General features: G+C 47.1%; 15 protein-coding genes. 4 read left to right on the forward strand and 11 right to left on the reverse strand.

What is annotated here, in order from left to right; genetic code table 11:
• The 9 genes from AC6CIF_RS15175 to AC6CIF_RS15215 form a co-directional block, all read right to left on the reverse strand.
• Nucleotides 1-7,707: an SDR family NAD(P)-dependent oxidoreductase gene (locus AC6CIF_RS15175; RefSeq protein WP_498200285.1), complete on the reverse strand. Its 7,707-nt coding sequence runs from the start codon at nt 7,705-7,707 to the stop codon at nt 1-3.
• Between the two features lie 19 nt (nt 7,708-7,726).
• Complete coding sequence (locus AC6CIF_RS15180; protein WP_498200287.1) at nt 7,727-11,533, reverse strand: type I polyketide synthase; 3,807 nt, start codon at nt 11,531-11,533, stop codon at nt 7,727-7,729.
• Nucleotides 11,534-11,537: 4 nt separating this feature from the next.
• Nucleotides 11,538-12,407, reverse strand: coding sequence for an acyl carrier protein (locus tag AC6CIF_RS15185; RefSeq protein WP_498200288.1), 870 nt, complete (start codon nt 12,405-12,407; stop codon nt 11,538-11,540).
• A 25-nt stretch (nt 12,408-12,432) separates the two neighbouring features.
• Nucleotides 12,433-13,149: a thioesterase II family protein gene (locus tag AC6CIF_RS15190; protein WP_179088547.1), complete on the reverse strand. Its 717-nt coding sequence runs from the start codon at nt 13,147-13,149 to the stop codon at nt 12,433-12,435.
• 14 nt (nt 13,150-13,163) lie between these two features.
• Entirely contained in the window at nt 13,164-14,159 is a 996-nt protein-coding gene (locus AC6CIF_RS15195; RefSeq protein WP_498200291.1) for a 3-oxoacyl-ACP synthase III family protein, read from the reverse strand.
• Nucleotides 14,160-14,453: 294 nt separating this feature from the next.
• Nucleotides 14,454-14,972 (reverse strand): antiterminator LoaP, encoded by a 519-nt coding sequence (gene loaP / locus AC6CIF_RS15200; protein ID WP_076212949.1) that lies wholly within the window; start codon nt 14,970-14,972, stop codon nt 14,454-14,456.
• A gap of 300 nt (nt 14,973-15,272) precedes the next feature.
• Entirely contained in the window at nt 15,273-15,722 is a 450-nt protein-coding gene (locus AC6CIF_RS15205) for a nuclear transport factor 2 family protein (RefSeq protein WP_498200293.1), read from the reverse strand.
• Nucleotides 15,723-15,936: 214 nt separating this feature from the next.
• The gene (locus tag AC6CIF_RS15210; protein WP_017692155.1) at nt 15,937-16,344 is read right to left on the reverse strand and encodes an RrF2 family transcriptional regulator; all 408 of its coding nucleotides are present in this window, start codon (nt 16,342-16,344) and stop codon (nt 15,937-15,939) included.
• Between the two features lie 106 nt (nt 16,345-16,450).
• Nucleotides 16,451-17,290: an AraC family transcriptional regulator gene (locus AC6CIF_RS15215; protein WP_498200295.1), complete on the reverse strand. Its 840-nt coding sequence runs from the start codon at nt 17,288-17,290 to the stop codon at nt 16,451-16,453.
• 118 nt (nt 17,291-17,408) lie between these two features.
• On the opposite strand from AC6CIF_RS15215, the gene AC6CIF_RS15220 reads away from it, so the two are divergent.
• Nucleotides 17,409-18,413 (forward strand): Gfo/Idh/MocA family protein, encoded by a 1,005-nt coding sequence (locus AC6CIF_RS15220; protein WP_498200297.1) that lies wholly within the window; start codon nt 17,409-17,411, stop codon nt 18,411-18,413.
• Nucleotides 18,414-18,433: 20 nt separating this feature from the next.
• Entirely contained in the window at nt 18,434-19,381 is a 948-nt protein-coding gene (locus tag AC6CIF_RS15225) for an aldo/keto reductase (RefSeq protein WP_498200299.1), read from the forward strand.
• A gap of 126 nt (nt 19,382-19,507) precedes the next feature.
• Here AC6CIF_RS15225 and AC6CIF_RS15230 read toward each other — a convergent pair whose 3' ends face one another.
• Nucleotides 19,508-20,527, reverse strand: a complete 1,020-nt coding sequence (locus tag AC6CIF_RS15230) for a Gfo/Idh/MocA family protein (protein WP_237178182.1) — start codon at nt 20,525-20,527, stop codon at nt 19,508-19,510.
• A gap of 55 nt (nt 20,528-20,582) precedes the next feature.
• A complete protein-coding gene (locus tag AC6CIF_RS15235; protein WP_047841639.1) occupies nt 20,583-21,359 on the reverse strand; it encodes a sugar phosphate isomerase/epimerase family protein in 777 nt (258 codons plus the stop codon).
• A 198-nt stretch (nt 21,360-21,557) separates the two neighbouring features.
• Between AC6CIF_RS15235 and AC6CIF_RS15240 the strand changes: the two genes are divergently transcribed.
• Nucleotides 21,558-22,388, forward strand: a complete 831-nt coding sequence (locus tag AC6CIF_RS15240) for a helix-turn-helix domain-containing protein (protein WP_036668130.1) — start codon at nt 21,558-21,560, stop codon at nt 22,386-22,388.
• A gap of 236 nt (nt 22,389-22,624) precedes the next feature.
• Complete coding sequence (locus tag AC6CIF_RS15245; RefSeq protein ID WP_498200301.1) at nt 22,625-23,326, forward strand: response regulator transcription factor; 702 nt, start codon at nt 22,625-22,627, stop codon at nt 23,324-23,326.
• Nucleotides 23,327-23,337 lie beyond the last annotated feature (11 nt).

Here is a 23,337-nt window from a genome sequence, read left to right on the forward strand (position 1 = left end):
TTACAGGTTAATCAGGTTATTCAAAGCCTGCTGCAGCGTAACGTCGCCACTTTCCATCTGGTCGATTACACGCTTCAGATCCTGCTCCATGTCTTGTGGCTTCGAAGTAGCCTTCTCATCCATAAACCGAGCCAATCTGCTAATATTGGAGTTCGCAAACAAATCCGTGACTTTGGTCAAACCAGGAAACTGCTGATCAATCCGGGCCTGAACCTGTATAAGCACAATGGAATCAGCACCCATCTCGAAGAAACTGTCCCCTACATTAATCTCATGAAAACCAAGCATCGTTCGACAGATGGAAGCGAGTGCCTTTTCAGTTGGTGTATAGGATGCGTCTGATTTACCTGTCAAAACCACTTCTCCGTCACGTTCCTCTGACGGGGATACCCGGAGACGCTTGTTGGCCATTTGCTTCATCCGTTGGTCCAGTTGAACGCGAATAGCGGAAGAGAGATCAAACGGACTTTTGGCCAGTGCCGATATCAATTGACCCTCATAATGAATCTGACCAATAAGTACTCGGCGAACCGATGATTGCCGCATCACAAGAGATAATTGATTCATCGCTTGTTCCGTAGGCATGGCTTTGAACAACGTATCCACAGCAAACCCGTGCTCTGCTGACATACCCGTTTCCTTCCAGGTAGACCATTGCACAGTCAGCGTGCGCTTGCCCATCATTGATCTGTATTCAGCATATGCATCTAGGTAGGCATTGGCAGCAATGTAATCCGCCTGTCCCGGGGCGCTGAATACCGAAGCGATCGATGAATATAGCACCATAAAATCGAGATGATCCTGTTCGGTAAGTTGATCCAATACCCAAGTACCATGTACTTTGGGAGAGAATACCTCGGTGAATCCCGCCTGTGAACGGCTTGTGATCATTTCCGAGCTTCCAACCCCTGCGCCATGGACAACCCCTTTAATTTTCCCGAACGTTGCCCGAAGCTGATCCAGAACTACACGCATGGCATCCAGATCCGACACATCTGCAGCATGGCAACTAACCTGATGTCCCCGGCTCTCCAGTTCACGAATAACTGTAATTTGATGAATCACCTTGAATCTCGATTGTTCTGCAACAATGGCATCCCATTCCTCACGTGCAGGCATCGGTGTACGGCTGATTAATGCTAGGTTCACTGGAGCGTCGGAAGCCAGATATCGCGCGGTTTCCAAGCCAATTCCACCGGTACCACCAGTAATGATGTACACACCATCGTTGTCAAAAATAAAGGCATCTTCAGCAGGTGCAGATTCATTCAATGCTCTGAACTCCTGAACATACCGTGTTCCATTACGATAGGCCACCTCATAATAGGAAGATGTCGTACCGATCTCTTGCAACAACTGCTCCAGAGAAGAGTCCTCATCCATATCTATACAACGGCAATGAACCTGTATGTTCTCCTTGCCTACCACTCTGCCCATTCCAAAGGCAGAAGCCAGATGAGGCTTTATCCGCTCCGTACCGGTAATGCAATTGACCTCACGGGATACCAGAACTAACTCCATGGGCTGGCTCAGAGAACTGGACAACAGCGCTCGAATAAACCGGAAGAACCCATATACACGTTCATCTAGAACAGACTCTAATGATTCCATGTCACTAGATACACTTGCTGCATGTTCATCACTGCCCACACCGTTTAGATACACCACTCTGGAAAGTTGGTCTAGGCCCGCCTGTTGCAGCACACGCTGATAGACTTCCACCTGTTCCAGATTTCGACTGTCCGGGTCAGATTGCAGAACATCCGCCTGAAGTACGGTATATACCTGCATCCCCGACTGTTCCATACGTGCTGCTATCTCAGCTGCATAATCGGACCCATCCAGAAGTACCAGTGTAGTACCATGGCTCGCTTCGATCGGCTGATCGGAATCCTCTTTCGCTATCTCTTTCTGCTGCCATACAAGCTCGTAGGCTTGCGGTACCGATCTGGTGCTCGCTTGTGCATACACTGAAGACTGCTCGGGAAGATCCACCCAGCAGCGTGTATTATCGTATGGATACAATGGAAGACTGATTTTACGAATTTCCTCTTCCCTGTACATCAGGCTCCAATCCACGTCACTGCCTGTAGTGTACAGTCTGCATAATTCATGTAATAAACCCGGATCTGAAGACTCCATGTATCGGGATAGGCAATCTCTGCCCTCCTGCTTCAAGATGGACTTCTCCTGCCCCGTCAATTCGTGGTCTTTCCCTTCGATCTTCTCTGTGACTACTTTATGCACGCCATAATAGAGCTGATGCTCACCTGTGGATTCGAGACCTGATGTAGCGAGTAGCCGCAACTTCATGAGCAGATCGGATGTGTCCGTCACTCCAAAGGCAATCCGATATACATGATGCCAGCGCCCCGTATTCGCGGTATAACATATGTTTTTGAGCGAAAGTTCCTGCTGACGTTCCGAGATAAAACGGATATAGTTATCAACCAGCGCAAGTAATGACTTGCGGCTCTTGGTACTTAGCGTGAACACTTCCACATCTCTGGTAATCTTCCGTTCCTGGATCACAGGCGGCTCTTCCAGTACGAGATGGCAATTGGTTCCGCTAAATCCAAAGGCACTGACTCCGCAGCGAAGCGGCTCCCCGTTCCCGTCCCATGGTCTCGATTTCGTGTTGACATACAACGGCGAATCCTGGAATGAAATGGATGAGTTAGGCTTATCAAAATGAAGCGTAGGTGGTAATACCCGATGCTTCAAGGCCATAGCCGCTTTAACCAGACTGCCCACACCAGCTGCTTCAAACAAATGGCCTATATTGGACTTGACCGAGCCTATAGCAACAAACTGATGCTTGTCTGTATATCGGCGCAGCGCTGTGGTAAGTCCATCCATTTCAATTGGATCGCCGAGCTTCGTCGCTGTACCATGCGTCTCCACATAACCAATGGTCGAAGGATCAATACCGGCATCCTGCCATGCCTTCACAATGACATCCGTCTGTGCTTCAGGATTCGGAGCGGTAATGCCAATCGAAGCTCCATCCTGATTAATGGCACTTCCTTTGATCACCGCATAAATATTGTCTTTATCCGCAATCGCCTTGCTTAGTGACTTCAATACTACGGCGGCTCCGCCTTCACCAAGCCCCGAACCATCTGCTTCTTGATCAAATGGCTTGGTTAATCCATCCGAAGATTCAATGCCGACTTTCAAATAATCATGATCCAACGGACTGAGGCTGATCCGTGCACCCGCGACAATCGCCATCTCGCAATCACCATTACGAATGGCCCGGCAGGCCAGATGAGTAGCGACAAGTGATGCAGAACATGCCGTGTCGATCACCATCGTAGGCCCCTTGAGATCGAGTGGATAGGCAATACGAGTCGGCATCATGGCTGTGATGTTCCCGACAATGGACATCGGATATTGATAGGGGTCCAGATCACAGATCATTTTGAGATAAGAATCGTTCAGGCTACTTGCAAAACCCATATAGACACCTGTATTTGTTCCTTCGATGCGCCCTCCGTAACCTGCATCCTCTACCGCATGCCATGACGTCTTCATGAATAACCGCTGAATCGGGTCCGTTAATCCGGCCTCCTTCGGAGACAAACGGAAATACTTATAATCAAACTGATCAATATCATCCAGAAATGCACCCTGAAGGTACTGCACTTCTTTGTCCGCACCCAGCTTGGCATTCATCCATTGATGATAGGCATCCATGTCTTTTTTGCGTCCCTCTGGAAAATCCGTTGTACAGTCCACACCGTTCAAGATGTTGTCCCAATACTGCTCTGCCGTATCAGCCATTGGCATTTCCGCAGCAATCCCAATAATGGCGATGGCCTCATCCTGTTCAACGATTGGTTTCTTTTGCTCCAGAGGAGCAGCCGCTTTTGCTTTTACAGCCGTGCCGTTACCCTGGTTCACATGCAGTGCCAGCTTATGGATAGACGTATGTGCAAATAAATGAGCAATCTTCACTTTACCCGGAAACTCCTCGTTCAGCCTCTCATGCATACGGATCAGCATAATGGAGTTGCCCCCGAGATCGAAGAAATTATCATAGATATTGATCTCCTGATAACCCAGAATCTCACTGTATATGCGTGCTACCTGCTGCTCGGTTTCCGAATAGAGTCCCCCTTCATTCCCTGAAAGATCTACGGGCCCCGTATGCTTCTCCTGTGGTACGGTCCGGTTGGAACGATTCGATGCTCCCTGGTCAGCGATTTCCTTACTCCGCTTCACTCCAGCTTCCAACTTATCCGACAAACGGAACGGGAACTGCCCGAGTGCAGCGAGATGTTTGCTTTCATAATTCATCGCACCGATGAATACTCGGGAGAGTCGTCTGCTCATGGCTGCTTCCATCGCTGCAATGCCATCCGTTGTAGGAATAGTCTTGAACATGCCATCCACATTAATACCAAATTCCACGGACATTCCGGTCTCTTTCCACGATACCCAATCAATGGAGAGTGTTCTGCGTCCCTGCCCCGTCCTCCATGCCGCGAAGGAATCCAAATAACAATTGGCAGCCGTATAATCACCTTGTCCAATTTCACCGATAACAGATATACCGGAGGAGAACAATACCATAAAGTCCATGTCTTGATCTCGCGTCAGTTTCTCCAGAATCCAGGTTCCCTTCACCTTGGGTCCAAGAATGGTCTGGAATTCATCATCGCTTTTGCGATATATAAATCCGTCTCCGGGAATACCTGCTCCATGAATAACACCATGTATGTTTCCATAGCGGTGGGTGATATCCTGAATCACTTCCGTCATGCCTACAACATCGGCCAGATCCGCATTGTAATAATGAACGGTTGCGCCCAATGCTTCCAGTTCAAGGATGCCTTGCATCTTGGGACCACGGGAATCTTGGCCTGCTTCCAATATTTCTTCCCATTCCTCCTTTGCCGGAAGAAGTGTCCGACCAACAATCGCCAGCTTCACTTGCTCCGAAGAAGCCAGAAACCGTGCTGCTTCCAGACCAATACCACTTGTACCGCCTGTCACGAGATATAAACCGCCTGGACGCACCTTGAAAGGTACGCTCTCATGTTCATCAAGATCCATCTCTGTAAAGGTCTCCGTATAACGCTGGCCTTCACGATACGAAACAGCATAAGCTTCACCGTTGATATGTCTTTCCTTGAGGATATCCTTCGCAGATATGGACTGATCCACATCTATAAACTTGCTCCGAATATGTCCATATTCCTGCTGAATCACTTTACCAAGTCCCATTAAGAGTGCATTATGAGGGGTAATCCTCTCTTCTCTTCCTGTGACTTGTCCAGCGTACTCAGCAATCAGGTTCAGATGAATTTCTTCAGCAAAGCCTTTGCTCATAAGCGCCTGAATCAGATAGACCGGTGAGTAGAAAGCTTCCTGTTGTCTGGCTTCAATAGCTGCCAAATCTTCAGGATATAATGAATTGCCCATCATGGATAAATAGATGATTTCAGTAATTTCACCGTCTGTGAACATGTTTAACAGCTCAGTATAGGCCGCCGGAGCAGCTCCGCCGACTTCGTATTGATTCTCCGATATTTGCCGGAACTGGTTACCCGGTCTCACATGGACTACCCGCTTGCATTCGCCCTCCAGTTCTGCCGACAGTTCCTGTTCCAATTCGGTACCATTACCGATCATCATGACTGTGCCTGAAGAGGAAGGCACCGAGGTATGCAAAGTCGTATCCCCATCGTCCTCTATCCAGCGCACCGTATGAAAATAGTCCTTTAACGACACAGCAGTCGGGTCTTGAATATCAATCCAGCATCTGCTGGGCTCAAACGGATACGTAGGTAAACTCAACTTCCGTACCTGTCTTCTTTGATATAGCTGCCCCCAATCCATCGTTGCACCCTCGGCATAGAGTAAAGCCAGCTCCCGAAGTGCTGATTCATCCCATACAAGAGGACTGGAAGTAAGTGCTTTGATCCGTTCCTGTGCCTGAGACGATTGACGTCTGGTGCGCTCACGTTCTTCCGATCCCATACGCTCGGCTCCTGTAGGCTTAGGAGCGGGAGCACCGGTATAGACTCCCTCTTGTGTCTTCAATTGGGTCCACGGTTGTTCCAACAGGTGAATCAGTTGAGCCGTGTCTTCCACAAGCAGGGACAGACGATGTTCATAATGCCCACGACCTGTAGCTGCCGTATAACAGACATTCGCAACAGGAACTTCACGATTCTCCTTCAGGAAACGCTCATACCGCTGGAGCAATCGAATAAGCGCTTCTTCCGTCTGAGCCGAACACACAAACAGCTGCTTGCCTAAAGCCTGATCCTCTCCTGTGTCTTGAGCAGTAACGGCTGGAGCTTCCTCAAGCACGACATGACAGTTGGTTCCGCTAAATCCAAAAGCACTGACACCACATCTGCGCGGGACTCCTTCTTCCGCTTCCCAGGGTCGGAGTTGTGTATTCACATACACTGGCGTTTGCTCAAACCGGATGTTGCGGTTGGGTTTGGCAAAATGAAGAGACGGCGGCAGCTTCTGATGTTTCAAGGCCATCACTGCTTTGAGCAGCCCGGTTACGCCTGCACATTCATATAAATGACCGATATTGGATTTCACAGAGCCAATCGCGCAAAATTGTTTTTTGGTGGTAAACTGTTCAAAAGCATTGGTAATCCCTTTAATCTCAATCGGGTCTCCTAGCTCCGTCGCTGTACCATGGGCTTCAATATAACGGATGGTCTCAGGGTCAATCCCCGCTTCTTCCCATGCCTTCACGATCGCTTCGGATTGGGCACGCGGATTCGGTGCAGTCAACCCAATAGAGGTTCCATCCTGATTGGCAGCAGTTCCCTTAATGACGGCGTAGATATGATCCCCATCCTCAATGGCCCGACTTAACGGTTTCAGAAGAATGGCGGCCACACCTTCACCCACACCTGCCCCATCTGAGGCATCATCAAATGTCCGCGTCTCCCCGTCGGAGGACTCAATGCCAAATTGCTCATATTTATTAAAAACAGGGAGCGTATTCACCTTCACCCCACCCGCTATGGCTGCATCACACTCACCACTTCGGATCGACTGACAGGCCATATGAACAGCAACAAGAGATGATGAACATGCAGTATCCACCACCATGCTGGGGCCTTTCAAATTCAGCAAATAGGATATTCTCCCAGCCAGTACCGCAGTCACATTGCCCGTTACCGAGATGGAGATGGATTCCGGTTCTACATCGGCGATAATATTGGCATAATTGTCTCGGGTGCTGCTGTAATACCCTACATACAATCCCGTATTGCTACCAGATAACTTTGCGCCTCCATAACCTGCATCTTCCACCGCTTCCCATGCCGTCTGGAGAAAAATTCTCTGGTCAGGACTCATCAGGGCTGCTTCTTTGGGTGTCAGCTTAAAGTAGCGATAATCAAATTTGTCCACTTCATCCAGGTAGGAACCTTTAATAAAGCTCAGCCCATCTTCATCCTGCTGTTTGAAACGTACATATTTCAGCACATCCTCTTGTCTCGCTTCAGGGAACTCCACAATGGAATTCACTTTGTTCTCGATATTGTTCCAGAACTCCTCCACATGATCAGCCATGGGCATATGCGCAGATATGCCGATAATGGCAATATCTTCACGAGTGTTCTTTTTCTGCTGTTTCAACAGCGTAATCATATCAATCGCCGTTTTTTTGTCGATTTTGCCACCAGATGTATTCTCAATAATGTATTTAAGCAACTGTTCCAATGTATCGTCCCCTTACATATCAGATATGTTTTAATCCTTTGAGCATATCCTCCATGCTGATCTTGCCATCTTCCAACTGATCAAAAAGAGAATGGACTTCCTCGTCCAGCGCAATTGCCCCACCTACAGGCTCCTCTACATGTTTCTTCTCCCGTTTGTGGCCTGTTTTATCAGCGAGATATCCACCCAATCGGTGCACAGACGGATGTTCGAACAGATCTGCAACAACGAGCACCCCCGGGTACTGACGGTCAAGTTGTGCATACATTTGTTTCACCAGAATCGAGTCAGCTCCAAGTTCGAAGAAACTGTCATGGATATCAATTTCATTAAAGCCCAGAATAGCTTGGCACACTTCGGCAACCTTTCTCTCCCATGGTGTGTATTCTCCGTCATCCGCACCATTCAGCACGGTATCCTGCCGGGCTACACTTTGCGGGGTCACTGGCGCTGGCGCCTTCGGTGATGAAGTTCTCTGTAGACGTGAATCAATCCAGCCCTCCACTTGAGGAGAAAGTCTAAACGGATAGTTGCGAATCATCTTCAACATGCCACGGTCTGTCGACATCTGTCCTATTAATACACGTTCAATCTGACGTCCTTCCACCTGATCCAGCCAAGTCAGAGCCTCTTTATTGGTCATGGCTTTGAAAAGGGTGTCTACTCCGTAGCCCGTTGCGGCAGCTGCGCCTGTTTCTTTCCAGGTTGACCAGTTGACCGTCATCGTTCCGTCCATCTCTTGGTTGCGATAGGCTGCGTAAGCATCCTGATACGCATTGGCAGCAACATAATCGGCCTGTCCCGGTCCGCTAAATAACGTTGCAATGGATGAAAACATCACAAAAAAGTCTGGATTGTCCTCTCTGGTGAGTTGATCCACGACCTGGGTTCCTTGCACTTTAGGGCATAATACACGTTCAGCTTCTTCTATCGTTCTATCCTTAAGTGGATGATCTCCACCTACAGCGACCCCTGCTCCATGAATGACACCTGCAATGCGAACGTATTTCTGACGTAATTCACTCAAAATCATTCGCATGGAAGCTTCATCTGAAATGTCTGCTTGGTAAGGAAGAACTGTCGCACCAGCAGCTTCCATTTGTTGCACAGATCGGATTTTCTGAGCTAACACTTCGTTGGAATGTGTAGCAACAATGCTATCCCACTCTTCTCGTGCGGGAAGCGAAGTTCTGTTCACCAGTGCGAGTGTAATTCCCGGGTATCGCTCCGCGAGTTGTAATCCAAGCTCCAGCCCAATGCCGCCCAGTCCGCCAGTAATGAGATACAACCCGTCATTGCGAATGTTGTAGTTCCATTTAGGATACGCACACGGGTCCAGTGCTCCAAACTGCTGAATGTAACGCGTACCTGCACGATAAGCTACACCATAATCATCACTTTCATGATCCAGTTCAGCCACAATATCCTGGAGTGAAGTCTCCGCGTCCACTTGGATGGATCGGCATTGCAGGCGTGCATCTTCTTTTCGTCCAGCCAAACCCAAACCAAACATCAGGGCAGCCTGAGGAAATACATTTTCCTCGGTCCCGGTGATGGAATGGATTGGATTCGTCAACAACACCAGGTCAACAGGCTCCAGCGATTGGGCACCTATCATCTCCTGAAGGAGATAGAAGAATGGATGAAAGGACTGATCCTGTTGAATATAGATAATCCGGGTGATCGTCAATTTTTCCAAATGAGTCCACAATTGTTCCATGCTCTCACGATGGTCTGAAATGACATACTCCTCGGAAGCTACTTGAAGGAACGAAGGTCCATCAAACACTTCAATAACCTGATGCCCCTGCTGCTGTAGTGTCTTACGAAGAGATAGATCTTCTCTTTTTTCCTCTCTTTTTTCGTCCATAAAAATAACGATATGACCTTCCGATAACTTCCGATCGGAATTACGTTCCGGTTCAGGAACCCAACCCAACTCATAATGGTGAATGTTCTCCATAGCGCTGGCATCCGTCTTGGTTTGGGACGGAGGAGCAGATAGCTCAATCCAGCAGCGATGAGCTTCAAATGGATACGTCGGGATGCTGATTCGGCGAACATCCTCACCTGAATACAGGCTTGGCCAGCTTACCTCCCCACCCCCAAGATAGGTTTCACAATGAGCGGTTAAATGCAGCTGACTGGACTCCGGGACTGACTGCTCTCGAATGGATTCCAATCCGCCTTCTTCAAGTTCGGCCAGTTGGGCGAGCAAATCCTCTTTGCTGGAAGCAATCCGTACCAGACGGTGTTCATAATGGGTTCGGGAGGTGCCTGCCGTGTAACATATATCAGCTAACGTGTGATCGGTTGTTTTCAGATATTTCGTATATTTGGATATATATTGTTGCAGGGCTTGAAGCGTCTTGGCTGAAAGAGGGAAGAGGTACTCCCGCGTCTCAGTCTCGCTGCTGGTTTCCACTGCACCCGCCTGCTCCAGAATGAGATGGCAATTGGTTCCGCTGAATCCAAATGCACTGACACCCATTCGTACAGGTTCACCCTCAGCAGGCCAGATTCGGTTACGTGTATTTACATACACAGGCGTTCCACTAAAATCAATATTGCGATTCGGGCGATCGAAATGCTGCACCGCAGGTAAAATTCCTTTTTTTAAGGACAATACGGATTTAACAAGTCCTGTAATCCCAGCACTTTCATACAAATGTCCGATATTGGACTTCACCGAACCGATCGCACAAAATTGCCTCTTATCGGTGTATTGCTCAAATGCTCCCTTAATGCCATCGATTTCAATCGGATCTCCCAAGACAGTCCCGGTTCCATGGGTTTCAATATAAGCGATACTTTCCGGATCGACCCCCGCAGCTTTCCACGCCTTCACAATGACCTCACTCTGGGCTCTGGCATTCGGCGCCGTAATCCCCATGGAGTTCCCGTCCTGGTTAATGGCACTGCCCTTGATGACTGCATACACCTGGTCCTTGTCCTTGATAGCATCCTGAAGTGGTTTCAGCATAATGACTGCCGCACCTTCACCTATTCCGGAACCATCTGAGCTATCATCAAAGGGGCGTGTCATGCCATTCGATGATTCAATGCCCATTCGGTAGTAATCCTTGTCCAGAGGAAGCACGTTGAGTTTTACGCCTCCTGCCAGCGCCATGTCACACTCACCCAAACGAATGGCATTACAGGCATGATGCACTGCAACCAGAGATGAAGAACAGGCAGTGTCCACCACCATACTCGGTCCTCTCAGATCAAGAAGGTATGATAAACGGCTGGGTAAAATGCAGGATAGATTGCCTGTGACCGAGATCGGCAGAGACTGTGGCTCCACATCATGAATCATCTCTTTATACCGATAACCTTCCAGATCGGATACCAGTCCAACGTATACTCCTGTATTGCTTCCCGCCAGCTTCTCACTGGTATATCCTCCATCTTCAAAAGCGGCCCAAGCTGTCTCCATAAAGATACGTTGAGCCGGATTCATTAAACTGGCTTCCTTTGGGGTAAATCGAAAAAAGGGATAATCAAAGGTATCGATATGTTCCAGATAAGAGCCATCCAAGTATTTGGTGTCTTCACCAGGGTTCATTTTACGAGAGATGTAATTATCGGCATCCTGGCGTCGCTGCTCCGGCAGATCCCTCGTACAATCCAGACCATGCAACAAGTTATTCCAGAATTGCTCCGCATCATCTGCCAAGGGCATACGAACACTGAGCCCAACGATCGCGATATCACCCGGACGGATAGTAGCTGGAATTGCCACTGGAGGCAGCTGACTAGACGACTCCGTCTGAGCTGTGTCACGAATACCCAGTTCACTGAAATCCATCAGTTTGTTTTTCATTGTTTTATCCCCTTTCAGCCGCTGAGCGGAGACTTTCAATCACTTTGGCAAGCATTTGATCATAGGTTCTGAAAAAAAGGTTCCATTGAACCGTATTCATTCCGGGTTTACAATACAGCGTTACCAACATATTTCGTTTTTCATTCTGAATTTCACAGATGACATCAAACAGTTCCTCCAGCGCCCCCCTGCCTCCACTGACATAATCTGCCTCGTAAAATAGCGGACGGATGGCGTCATGCTGTGATTTCATCCCTGCTCTAACCAGATCCTGGATATGATGACCAGGCTGTTCGTCTGCTGTATGTAAAGCTTGTTTAGCTAGGGCAAACAACTCATTGAAATCCTGCACCTCTTGCACATCCAGCGGAATGGAACTGATATGATTCATCCGATAAATCAGTGTATAGACCGTGAGTTGCGGCTGATTGCCAATCTCCGTCAACAGATATGCAAACAAAGACCATAACCATTCTACAGGCGTGCAGCCTGCCGTTTTGGACAAGTTCCTGATTTCATTAAAGCGATCCTTCTCGATCCGGAATTCATACCGATGGTCTTGAAGGGCCTGTCCACCATTCTGCATGTAATCCAATGGAACAGGGTATGCTTCCAGTTCCATGCCTTCCTGGTCTGCGATGAATTTGGCAAGTCTGGAGATCGTAGGATAGGCGAACATATTGGTTAACGTAATTTGGGCTGGATATAATTTTTCAAGTTGATTATAGACCTGGGCAAGAAGCAGAGAATCACTCCCTAAGTCAAAAAAATTAATCGTGGTTGTGACTCCCGCATCAGCTCCCAGCACAACATGAAATACGTCCAGAATAGTTGCCTCTAGCTGTTCAATTGAAGTAATCTGCCGTTGATTCATTGGACACCTCACCTCCGTATAGGATCTACTCCATATAACTTGTTAATGTCTGATTGATCATGCTAGTCACCCGATGCATACTGCCTTCAAATAAATAAAAATGCCCCCCTTTGTATATCCGGGCGGCACTTCCTTGTTCCGTATAACCTCTCCAACGTTCTGCACAATCCAGAATGTAACCTTCATCCTCTGCTCCGTTCAGTATCGTGATATCACATTGCAGCTTATAAGGCTTCTCTTCGTAAGTATACGTCTCATTCATCTCCAGATCCTTACGTAATATGGGGATGAACATATCCATCAGTTGCTGGTTCTCAAAGAACTCATCCGGGGTACCGCCCATTTCCTTAATGCGGTCGATGAACTGTCCTTCGGGCAAATGGTAATAGACCTGTTCTTTTTTATAATCCGGCGTCTCTCGCCCCGAGAAAAACATGTGTATGGGTTTCCTGAACTGCTCTTCATGCATTTTGTTATACAGTTCATAGATAATCAGACTTCCGAGGCTATGTCCAAATAGGGCATATGGCTCCTCATCTGGTAAATCGCTAGATATATAATCAAATACATCATCTACACTTTGCTGAATACTCTCATAGAGCGGCTTGGAGAATTTCAATCCACGTCCTGCAAGTTCAACAGGGTTCAGTACAATGGATTCGGATAACCCCTTTTTCCATTTGTTATATATTGATGCTGAACCACCTGCATAAGGGACACAATATAATCGCATCTTGGTCATAATCTCCTCTCCACTTACACGACTTCTCCCCATCTAATCGCTGTAGCGCAATAATACGTTCCAGCCCCGGCCCCAACCAACACAACACGATTACCTGCTTTCAGTGCCCCTTGCTTCACAGCCTCGGTCACCGCAATTGGCAAACAGGCGTTAGAGGTATACCCGTATTTTTCCATCGTCATATAGGCTTTTTCTTGCGGGATGCCCAAGGCAACGGCGAGTTCTCGAATCAGATTACTGTTCGTTTGCGGGAAAATAAACAGATCTACTTCCTCCATATTCCATTTTACTTTGCGCAAAAGACGGTTCACGAGCCGTGGAATACCTCGGACCAATTGTTCATATAAATATCGGCCATTGGACGTATAGACGGAAACAGATCCGTCAGGAATGTGTCCATAATGAACAGGCAATGTTCCATAACTGATATCTTCCATATTCTCGTGATGCATGATTCCGTTCAAAAAAACGCTGTGATAAGAATCATTTTCATCTAATTCCTGTAAGACAAATGCCCCTGCGCCGTCTCCCACACTGGAACATGCTGCCCGATCCTGCCAATCCGTTACTTTCGAATAGGTATCCGCGCCGATGACTAGAATATTTCTTATATCTCCTTCAGCCTGGAACGTATAATACGCATTCAATAATCCATAGCTGAACCCGGCACAGCCCGCGCGAAGATCCAGACAAATGGCTTGGTCTGCTCCAAGCTTTTCCTTCACAAGAGCGGACGGATGTGGTATTAAACGATCCGGTGTGAAGGTCGCCATAATGATCATATCAATATCCTCGGCATCCATCGCAGCCTGCTCTATAGCTTGTCTCGCAGCTTCCAATGCCAAATCACTGGTGTACTCATGCTTATGGGAGATTCTTCGTTCGCGGATTCCAAGGTTATGGTAGATCCAGTCCGCATTGGCGTTAATGCCCATGGCCTCCAGCCCCTGATTCGTCAACACGGATTCCGGCACATACATGCCGATACCGCGAATGGTCATTTGTCTCATGCATCACGTCTTCCTTTCCTGAATCCAAGGTGAGCAGCCCTCTCTGAAAACAATAAATTTCCTGAAGACAACAAAAAAACAGTTCAGCCGCTTGTTTGCGCTTTACTGTCACAGAAATACCTTATTCAACAACATGTAGTGATGACTGCTCAACGTACATGGCTTCGCCCTGTTGATACACAATGTGTATTTCAGTGTTTATGCATATGACTCCCTTGGTTGCATAATGTGCCTAAGCTTCATTCTGCTCCTCCGGTTTTGGTTGTCGTATGTGACCATAACATGTCTGAGTACTCATTTTTCTTGTGTTGCATATAAAATTTCAACACCCAAATCAACTAATTTGGGTTCATCGTAGCCTGTTAGATGAAGCCAAACCTTTGCTCTGCGTGTATGCTTGTCAATCTTCTTAATGATGCCTTCGTTTCCCATCAATGGGCCATCCAGCACCACAACTTTGGTATTTTCCATATATACGGTTGAATAATCGATAATATCTTCCGGATTGATGAGGTTAAGCAATGTGGTCATTTCATGATCCGGGATTGGCGTGCAGCTTGCATTAGTTCCCAGCATTTTAATGATATGAGGAATAGAACAGATTAAGTGGTATGTTTCGGCGGACATGTTGACTTGAATTAATACATAACCAGGAAAGACTTTTTTGGTACAGGCTTCAAAAATACCCGATTTCTTCTCCGGAACTTTTCTCTTGGGGATTAAAACTCGGATGGAGGTTCCTAGATACATATGTAGGTATTTCCTAATGACTTCTTCGCTTCCTGTATGTACAAACAATGCGTACCAGTTCATGGCATCATCCTCTGATTAACAAATTAGCCAAGCGGAAATATACATAAAATATGAGAGAATTAAATCCCTAAGTTTCAATTTGTGTAATAAAATGTAATTGTTTTGTTGTGAATATCTTAACCCATGACTTTTGGAACGTCAATGCTATTAATTCAATTTTATGTAAAATAATCTTACAATTCACATAAAGCACTCACATTTTGTCTGATATCGAATTTCGGAACAATACTCGTCTCCATGGTAACCAAAAAATCACTTACAGCACCGAACCTCTGTAAGTGATCTTTATCCATCCTTATCCTATTCAAACAGGTCCAAACGAAGACGTTTCAGACTTGTATGTTTGATGTACCACTGGCCGTCTATTTTGACAAAAGTTTCGTGGTAGTGCCCAAATCCGTGGAAGGATTTGTTCTCATTGCCCTCCGGGAACGTGACCCAATCTTCCATTGGGGAGATGACCTTTGCTTCGTTCTCGGATACAAATTCAACTTCGGCGCTATGTACATGATGCACGGTTACGGCCACATCCACCAGATCACGGAAGACTTGTACGATCGTATCTCGGCCTGTTAATACCGGAATTGGATTGCCTTCTGTGCTGAAATCGGCCACTGCATCCGGAGCAAACACATCACCCAAGGTATCCCACTGTTTCGTATCAATATAGCGGCAATAACGCGCCTTGGTGTTCCGAATGTTTTCCAGCGCGAGTAATTGTTCCTGTCCTGTGATCGTTGATTGGCTCATGTGTTGTCCCTCCAGAGATGTAAAATGTGATGTAAGATTAGGATCATGTATGTATGCATACTATACCTTCCTTATTGTACCATTCGGCTTCTATTAGGTACAACGATACAAAAAATCTTTCCTTACCTCTCACGAGGTTGGGGAAAGATCTGGATATACCTATGTGCCAGACGAGGGTAACAGCGTCCATTGAAGCTTCACTTCTATCTGCAAGTTACAGGGAATGTGCACCCTTCATCTGGGAAGCCAGTTCCGACATTTTTTTATTGTTCAAAAAACTTTCCATCTCTTCTTCCGCCTGCACCATCACCTGCTGGATCAAACAGCCTGCGTTATGATTCTGGGAACATTCGAACAGGGACGCCTGACCTTCAATCGCATGAATGATCTCCAGGAAAGAAGGATCCGGATTTTTACGACTAAGCCGGTAGCCACCATTGGCGCCAGAAGTCGATTCGATCATGCCCGCCTTAACCAATTTGGTTAAAATTTTGGACAGATACGTTGGTGATACCTTCTGCAATTCTGCAAGTTGGTGTACACTAACCAGCTGCTCAGGGGCAGTACTTACAAGATGAAGCATCGTATGCAAAGCATAATTTGTCGCTTTTGAATATTTCATGAGGGCACCTCATTATACACGGATTTAATTTATCCATAATAGACTTGATTGAGCTCTCTGTCAAACCACTATGCCTCAAGCGCTTGCAAAAACGAAAGGATACGGGTTAATTGTGATACAATCCGCGGTAATCCGTAGGTGTCATCCCTTCATGGGCCATGAACTGGCGGTTAAAATAACTGGCATTGGGATACCCCGCTTCCTCCGCGATTTGTCCAATGTTGGCCGTAGGCCGTTCGAGTAACCATTGCTTTGCCATCTGTAGTCGTGAACGAGTGATAAATTCCATGGGCGTCATCTCCACAGCACTCTTGAACATTTTGCAAAAGTAATACGAACTCACACCTGCGAGATCCGCCCAGTCCTGTAACAGGAAAGGTTGACAGGCCTCCTGCTGCATCTGTGGAAGAAGTGCAAGAACCCGACTCTCCGCCTTACTTGTGGTGCGTGTGCTCTTTAAAGGTACTGCATGCTGCACGAACTCGGCGAGTACGGCATAGGTCAGTGTGGATAGCTGAGCCGGACGCAGCATCGTGTTCTGTTCCGCCTCAGTGAGCAAGGCCAGATGAGCCTCTTCCCAAGAGCTGCGTTGCCGCAGTGTCCACAGTAGATTGCGATGTAACCCCCGCTCGATCATATAATCATGCAGACGTTCACCGTAAAAATGAAGCCATCGTACATCCCATGGATCATCTTCACTACTATAATAATGCTGCCGCTGCTGCGGGAAATAGAGAAACGCCTGACCTGCACGAAGCTCATGCACCACCCCGTCCACTTCCACATATCCCTTGCCCGAAGCGACGTAGTGAATATTAAAGTTGTTCAGTGCGCCAGCCTCACGCAACACGGAATGCTGGACGTGGTCCATATAATGTCCAACGGACTCGGGATAACAAAAATATGGAATATCCTGCAGGGTAAGCAATACGGTTTGTCTCATCATAGCCGGTTCTCCTTGATCAACAATATTGTGTTAACTAACTTCAATATATTATCATTTTATTTCATTGGTCTATTCTTTATAATCACAATATACATTCATACACAGGAGGATACAACACATGAATTCAGTTCAAAAATTGCGTTGGGGCATTCTTGGTAGCGCTAGCATTGCTGTGGAATCCGTCATTCCAGGCTTGCAGCAATCCGAGTTGAATGAAGTAACCGCGATTGCCAGTCGGGACGAAGATAAAGCCAAGCAGACGGCTGATCAACTTGGGATCGACAAGGCTTATGGCAGTTATGAAGCTTTGCTCGCGGATGATTCCATTGATGCGGTATATATCCCACTGCCGAATCATCTGCATCGGGAATGGACGATCCGTGCTGCTGAAGCAGGCAAACATATTTTGTGTGAAAAACCAATGGCTCTGACAGCGCAGGAAGCTCAGGAGATGGTTCAAGCTTGTGCAGATGCAGGTGTGCATCTGGCTGAAGCATTCATGTACCGCCATCATCCACGATATGAGCAGATCCGGGATATCATTGCCAGCGGTGAGATCGGTGAGATCCGTGGTATCCACAGCACATTTTCATTTAATAACTCCAATGCATCCGGCAATGTCCGCTTTCGGAAAGAGTGGGGTGGAGGTGCACTGTATGATATCGGATGTTATTCCATCAGCGTAGCACGTCTGCTGCTTGGTCAAGAACCAAGTGCAGTTACCGTTATTGGCATGTTCTCCCCACAGCATGATCAAGTCGATATGATGGCTTCCGGACTGCTGGAATTCGATAATCACGTTGGTGTGACCTTTGACAGCAGCATGTGGGCAGCCTTCCGCAATACGCTGGAGGTACTGGGGTCCGAAGGAATTATTGAAGTCCCATCGGCATTTATCAGCGGACAGGACCGCAGTTCCAACTTCTATGTAACGGCTGGTGGTGAACGCAGAGAGATTGAAGTCCCGCAAGTGAACCACTACTCTCTACAGGGAGATGATATGGCACGTGCTGTACTTCAGGGCAAGGATCTGCGCTTCGCCCCTTCCGATGCGGTAGCTAATATGAAAGTACTGGAAGCTTGCCTTCGTTCAGCGGAAGAACGTACACGAATTACACTATAATTGAGAGGATGAACTGACTTATGGAATATATCGAAATTGCTGGTGCAGGTAAACGTGTCTCCCGATTAATTAAAGGAACCGATTATTTCGTGCATAATGCCTACGATAAAGCAGCTACGAACATGGATGCTTTTCTGTCGATTGGCGGTAACACTGTAGATACAGCACATATCTATTGTGGTGGACAGAGTGAAGAAGTCCTTGGTCGTTACATGAAGGAACGTGGTAACCGCGACCAGATCGTCATTCTCACCAAAGGCGGGCATCATGACCAGAATGGACCACGCGTGAACGCTGATGCCATCCGCAGTGACTTGATGGAAAGTCTGGAGCGTCTTCAGACAGATCACGTAGAGATGTATGCCTTGCACCGGGATGATCCCAGTACCCCTGTCAGTGTTATTCTTGAAGCACTGAACGAACATATTGAATCTGGTAAAATCGGCGCAATTGGCGCCTCCAACTGGACCTGGCAGCGGCTCGAGGAAGCCAATGCATACGCTGCGGCAAATGGCCTGAAGGGCTTCACATTCAGCAGCCCAAATCTCAGTCTCGCCAAAGCAAACGAACCTTTCTGGGAAGGCTGTGTGTCAGCAGATGCAGAGACACTGGCATGGCATGAGCAATCCAAGTTGCCCTTGCTATCCTGGTCCTCCCAAGCACGTGGTTTCTTCACTGGAAGATTCACACCTGAAGTTCGGGATAACGAAGATCTGGTGCGTGTATTCTACAGTGATGGCAACTGGGAACGGTTGCGCCGGGCTGAACAATTGGCGAATTCGAAGAAAACAACACCGATCCAGATTGCACTCGCTTATGTATTGAATCAGACGTTCCCAACCTGTGCCCTGATCGGAGCCCAGAATCAGGCGGAGCTGCTCTCCTGTGACGAAGGTTCCCGCATCACGCTGACTCCTGCTGAAATAACATGGCTGGACCTAGGCAGTGAAGTGCCGGCCGGCATCTAAAGAAAGTTAATTATTCATCAACAAATACAGAAGGACTTACCCCAGAGCACATCTCTGAAGGTAAGTCCTTTATGTCATAGATTAAGCCATATAGAATGTTAGAAATTGCACTGTTATTCAGTTGAATTACAGCTTAATGATCTGACCTGTTTTCTCGGATTCGAATGCTGCCAGGATCACTTGCAGGGAACGTAATCCCTCTTCTCCGGAAATCGCTGGAGGTGTTTGGGTTACAATCGACTCTACAAATGCGTCAATGACACCACTCGGCACTTGTTTCTCATTGGTAGCCATGGCACCAACTTTGTACGTCTCAACTGTACCATTGGTCAGTTCAACGATAACTTCATCGCCTTCCACTGTTCCGATCTTCATAACGCCATTCTCGCACCACAGCACTGTACTGTTGTCTCCAGCTCTGTATTGAGTCCAGCTTGCTACGAGCGTTCCGATCGCTCCGCTCTTCATACGCAGCAAACAAGTTGCGTTATCGTCAACTTTAGTGCCTTCCTTGTGCAGTGTGCTGATGAAACCAGCCACTTCAGATACTTCATCATTCAGCAAATAACGGATGAAGTCGGATTTGTGCACGCCCAGGTCGCCCATTGCGCCCATAATCGCTTCTTCTTTACGGAAGAACCAGCTTTCAGCTCCGTCCACACTCCATCCTTCCGGACCCGGGTGACCAAATGATGTACGGAAATTCAGGACTTTACCGAGTTTACCGGAGTCGAGGATTTCTTTTGCTTTTACGTGAGGAGGCATCAAACGCTGGTTGTGACCAACCATCAAATACACGCCATTTTTCTTGGCAGCTTCAATCATTTGCTCGCCTTCTTCAGTGGATACTGCCATTGGTTTCTCAACCAATACATGCTTGCCTGCATTTGCAGCAGCAATCGCCATTGGCGCATGCAGATAGTTTGGTGTACACACACTAACGGCATCCACCGTTTCGTTTGCAAGCAATTCTTCGTAACTGGAATACGCTTTACCGCCGTAAGTCTCGGCCATCTTTTCCGCACGCTCCACAACCGGATCGGCAAAAGCGACAAGTTCTACGTTCTCATTGGCAGCGTACTCTGGAATATGTCTGCGCTCGGCAATGGCTCCACAGCCGAATACAGCAACTTTAATTTTACTCATGTACATAAGTCTCCTTTGACAAATAGATTCGCATTTTTCATGGTTCGATGGTCCATTAGAATTGATTCAGGTAGTTTTCTTTCAACCAGTTGTAGCTGTTGGATACGCTCTCAAGCGGAGGGTTCTGACATACGTCTTGTTCCACGATCAGCCATTCCACGCCTGCATTCGTAGCGCCTTCAATAACAGCTGGCAGGTCAACCGAACCTTGTCCCAATTCCAGTGTTTTCATCTGGCCCTGTTCGTCTTTGCTGAAGTCCTTCAGATGAAGCAGCGGCAAGCGACCCGCATATTGTTTAATATACTCGATCGGATTTTGTCCCGCAAATTGTACCCAACATACGTCCATTTCCACTTTTACCGCTTCCGGTGATGTTTGAGCGAACATGGCATCAAAGGCATTGGCATCACCAACCTGGCCGTGGAATTCAAAGTCATGGTTATGGTATCCGAAGATCAATCCTTGTTTCGCTGCTTCAGCTCCATATTGTTGTAACTCAGCGAATAGCTTGGTCCAACCTTCTGCATTCTCAGGACGATCTTCTGGCATCAGGTAAGGGCAAATGATATATTGTGCACCAATTGTTTTCAAGTAATCGATTTGTTTCTGCAAGTCTTCACGCATCGCATGTAGTGAAACGTGGCTGCTGAATCCTTTCAGTCCAAGTTCATCTAGTAGCGCTTTCATTTCCTCAGCTGGAATATCGCCATATCCGGCAAACTCCACACCTTCATATCCAAGGGCCGCTACCTTACGCAACGTACCACGAAAATCTGCTGCAGTTTCATCACGGAGTGTAAACAATTGCAAACCAATATTAAGTTTTTTCATGTAGGATACACCTCTGTTCTCAAATTTGCTTTCATTGCTCTATCTGGTATCATCCTACCGCAAAACAGGCTAGAATGAACATATACAATATAGTCAGAACATGAACTATCTGATCAAATTTTATTTCCATCATTTTGCATCAATTGAATGGAGCCCATTTAAATGCATGCAGGATGTACATATTGGGGGATTTTATCTTTGGATACGTTAGAGACATCTGTACTAATCTGTGACTACTCATACCACTATAAGGCGTTCACTCATAATATGAAGGGCGAGCTGCAAACCTATCTGTTCCGTCTGCAGACCGAAGGCTCGTGCAAAGTATATGTACAGGATGAGGAATTCAGGATGACGAGCGGGGACTTGCTGCTGCTCAAGCCTGGTGACGATTATCATCTCGTGGTCGATGAACCACATAAGGAGGGACGTTTGTCCAGCGGAGATTATTATCTGTTCTGCGAGGGCAGCTGGATCGAGAACTGGTGGAAAAGGCAGCATCGATCTACCGTGAGCCGAATTGGACTGGATGACAAGCTCATCAGCCTGTGGAGAAATATGTTACTTGAGAAACGTCGCGGACCTCTTGAGGAAAATGCGGAGCTAAAGGATGCGTTACTGCGCGGATTATGTCTTTATATCGACCGGGCAATTAAAGAGAATATTCAGACCGATCGGGCAGTTTCCTCTGCGCTGAAGTTAAAACGTTTTATTGAGGAGCATGCCACGGTTACGTTCAAGCTTGACGAAGCGGCTCGTTATGCGGGCCTCAGCCTGTCACGTGCAGTTCGTTTATTTAAGGAGCACTACAATCAGACCATGATTCAATATGCGATTGAGATCCGTCTGAATGCAGCGCTGGAACGAATGAAATACAGTGAAATGACACTGGAGCATATTGCCGAATCCTGCGGTTTTGCAAGTTACTCCTATTTCCACCGGGTATTCCGGGCACACTTCGGTGTGTCTCCGGCGGAGTATCTCAAATCCAAGCAGCATGAACCTATCGATGATCTGGAGCATGTATGATGTTCAGTATCAGAAACCCATGACCTTAAAGAGGTTCATGGGTTATTTTAATACATTGAACTATGATCAACTCTCAGTACGACTGGAAGTCAGAACGTTTTATATAAGAATGAAGTACACTTTAATATTTTTTCATGTGACTCCAACAGAACAAGACTGTACAATTATAAAGACTGTCACCTTACCTAATTCATATATCTCATTGAATTCCCATCTATCATACTGGAGCGATACATATGCTAATCCACCAGCGCAAAGTCCTCATCATCGAGGATGAATCCGATATTTCGCGCATTCTGCGAGATTATTTAACCAAAAATCAATATGAAGCAGCCGTGGCAGCCACTGGACAAGATGGACTTCAGATTATGGAGCTTATTCAACCAGACTACATCATTCTGGATATCATGCTTCCGGACATGGACGGGATCGAGGTCTGTCGAGAGATCAGACGGCGCAACAATATCCCCATCCTCATTCTAAGTGCCAGAGGCAGTGATACCGATAAGGTACTTGGTCTTGGCTTTGGAGCAGACGACTATATGACCAAGCCCTTCTCGCTGAGCGAACTGTTAGCACGAATTAATGCCCACTTCAGGCGTTATGACAGCATGACATCCGTTGGAGACAGAACAGATCTGCTGCATCTTGGAAACCTGGTGATTGATAAAAAAGCCTATAAAGTTACCTTAGACGGATCGGAAGTTTCTCTGTCTGCCAAGGAATTCGAATTACTTCATTATCTGGCAAGCCATAAGAATCAGGTATTCTCCAAAGCCCAGTTGCTCGACGCTATCTGGGGATATGCAACCTACGGTGATGAAAATACCGTAACCGTATACATTCGCAGACTGCGTGAAAAAATCGAGGCAGATGCCTCGCATCCGACCGTTCTGAAGACGGTATGGGGTGTCGGTTACAAATTCAATTACGAATAAGTGAGATTGGA

The sequence above is a fragment of the Paenibacillus sp. GQ49 genome (assembly GCF_059759055.1).

What these genes read in the sequence shown, in the direction of transcription:
- AC6CIF_RS15195 (WP_498200291.1), bottom strand. Translation starts at nt 14,159, where the DNA reads ATGAGACAAATGACCATTCGCGGTATCGGCATGTATGTGCCGGAATCC.
- AC6CIF_RS15185 (WP_498200288.1), bottom strand. Translation starts at nt 12,407, where the DNA reads ATGAATCAACGGCAGATTACTTCAATTGAACAGCTAGAGGCAACTATT.
- AC6CIF_RS15225 (WP_498200299.1), top strand. Translation starts at nt 18,434, where the DNA reads ATGGAATATATCGAAATTGCTGGTGCAGGTAAACGTGTCTCCCGATTA.
- AC6CIF_RS15180 (WP_498200287.1), bottom strand. Translation starts at nt 11,533, where the DNA reads ATGAAAAACAAACTGATGGATTTCAGTGAACTGGGTATTCGTGACACA.
- AC6CIF_RS15245 (WP_498200301.1), top strand. Translation starts at nt 22,625, where the DNA reads ATGCTAATCCACCAGCGCAAAGTCCTCATCATCGAGGATGAATCCGAT.
- AC6CIF_RS15210 (WP_017692155.1), bottom strand. Translation starts at nt 16,344, where the DNA reads ATGAAATATTCAAAAGCGACAAATTATGCTTTGCATACGATGCTTCAT.
- AC6CIF_RS15230 (WP_237178182.1), bottom strand. Translation starts at nt 20,527, where the DNA reads ATGAGTAAAATTAAAGTTGCTGTATTCGGCTGTGGAGCCATTGCCGAG.
- AC6CIF_RS15220 (WP_498200297.1), top strand. Translation starts at nt 17,409, where the DNA reads ATGAATTCAGTTCAAAAATTGCGTTGGGGCATTCTTGGTAGCGCTAGC.
- AC6CIF_RS15190 (WP_179088547.1), bottom strand. Translation starts at nt 13,149, where the DNA reads ATGACCAAGATGCGATTATATTGTGTCCCTTATGCAGGTGGTTCAGCA.
- AC6CIF_RS15215 (WP_498200295.1), bottom strand. Translation starts at nt 17,290, where the DNA reads ATGATGAGACAAACCGTATTGCTTACCCTGCAGGATATTCCATATTTT.
- AC6CIF_RS15205 (WP_498200293.1), bottom strand. Translation starts at nt 15,722, where the DNA reads ATGAGCCAATCAACGATCACAGGACAGGAACAATTACTCGCGCTGGAA.
- loaP (WP_076212949.1), bottom strand. Translation starts at nt 14,972, where the DNA reads ATGAACTGGTACGCATTGTTTGTACATACAGGAAGCGAAGAAGTCATT.
- AC6CIF_RS15235 (WP_047841639.1), bottom strand. Translation starts at nt 21,359, where the DNA reads ATGAAAAAACTTAATATTGGTTTGCAATTGTTTACACTCCGTGATGAA.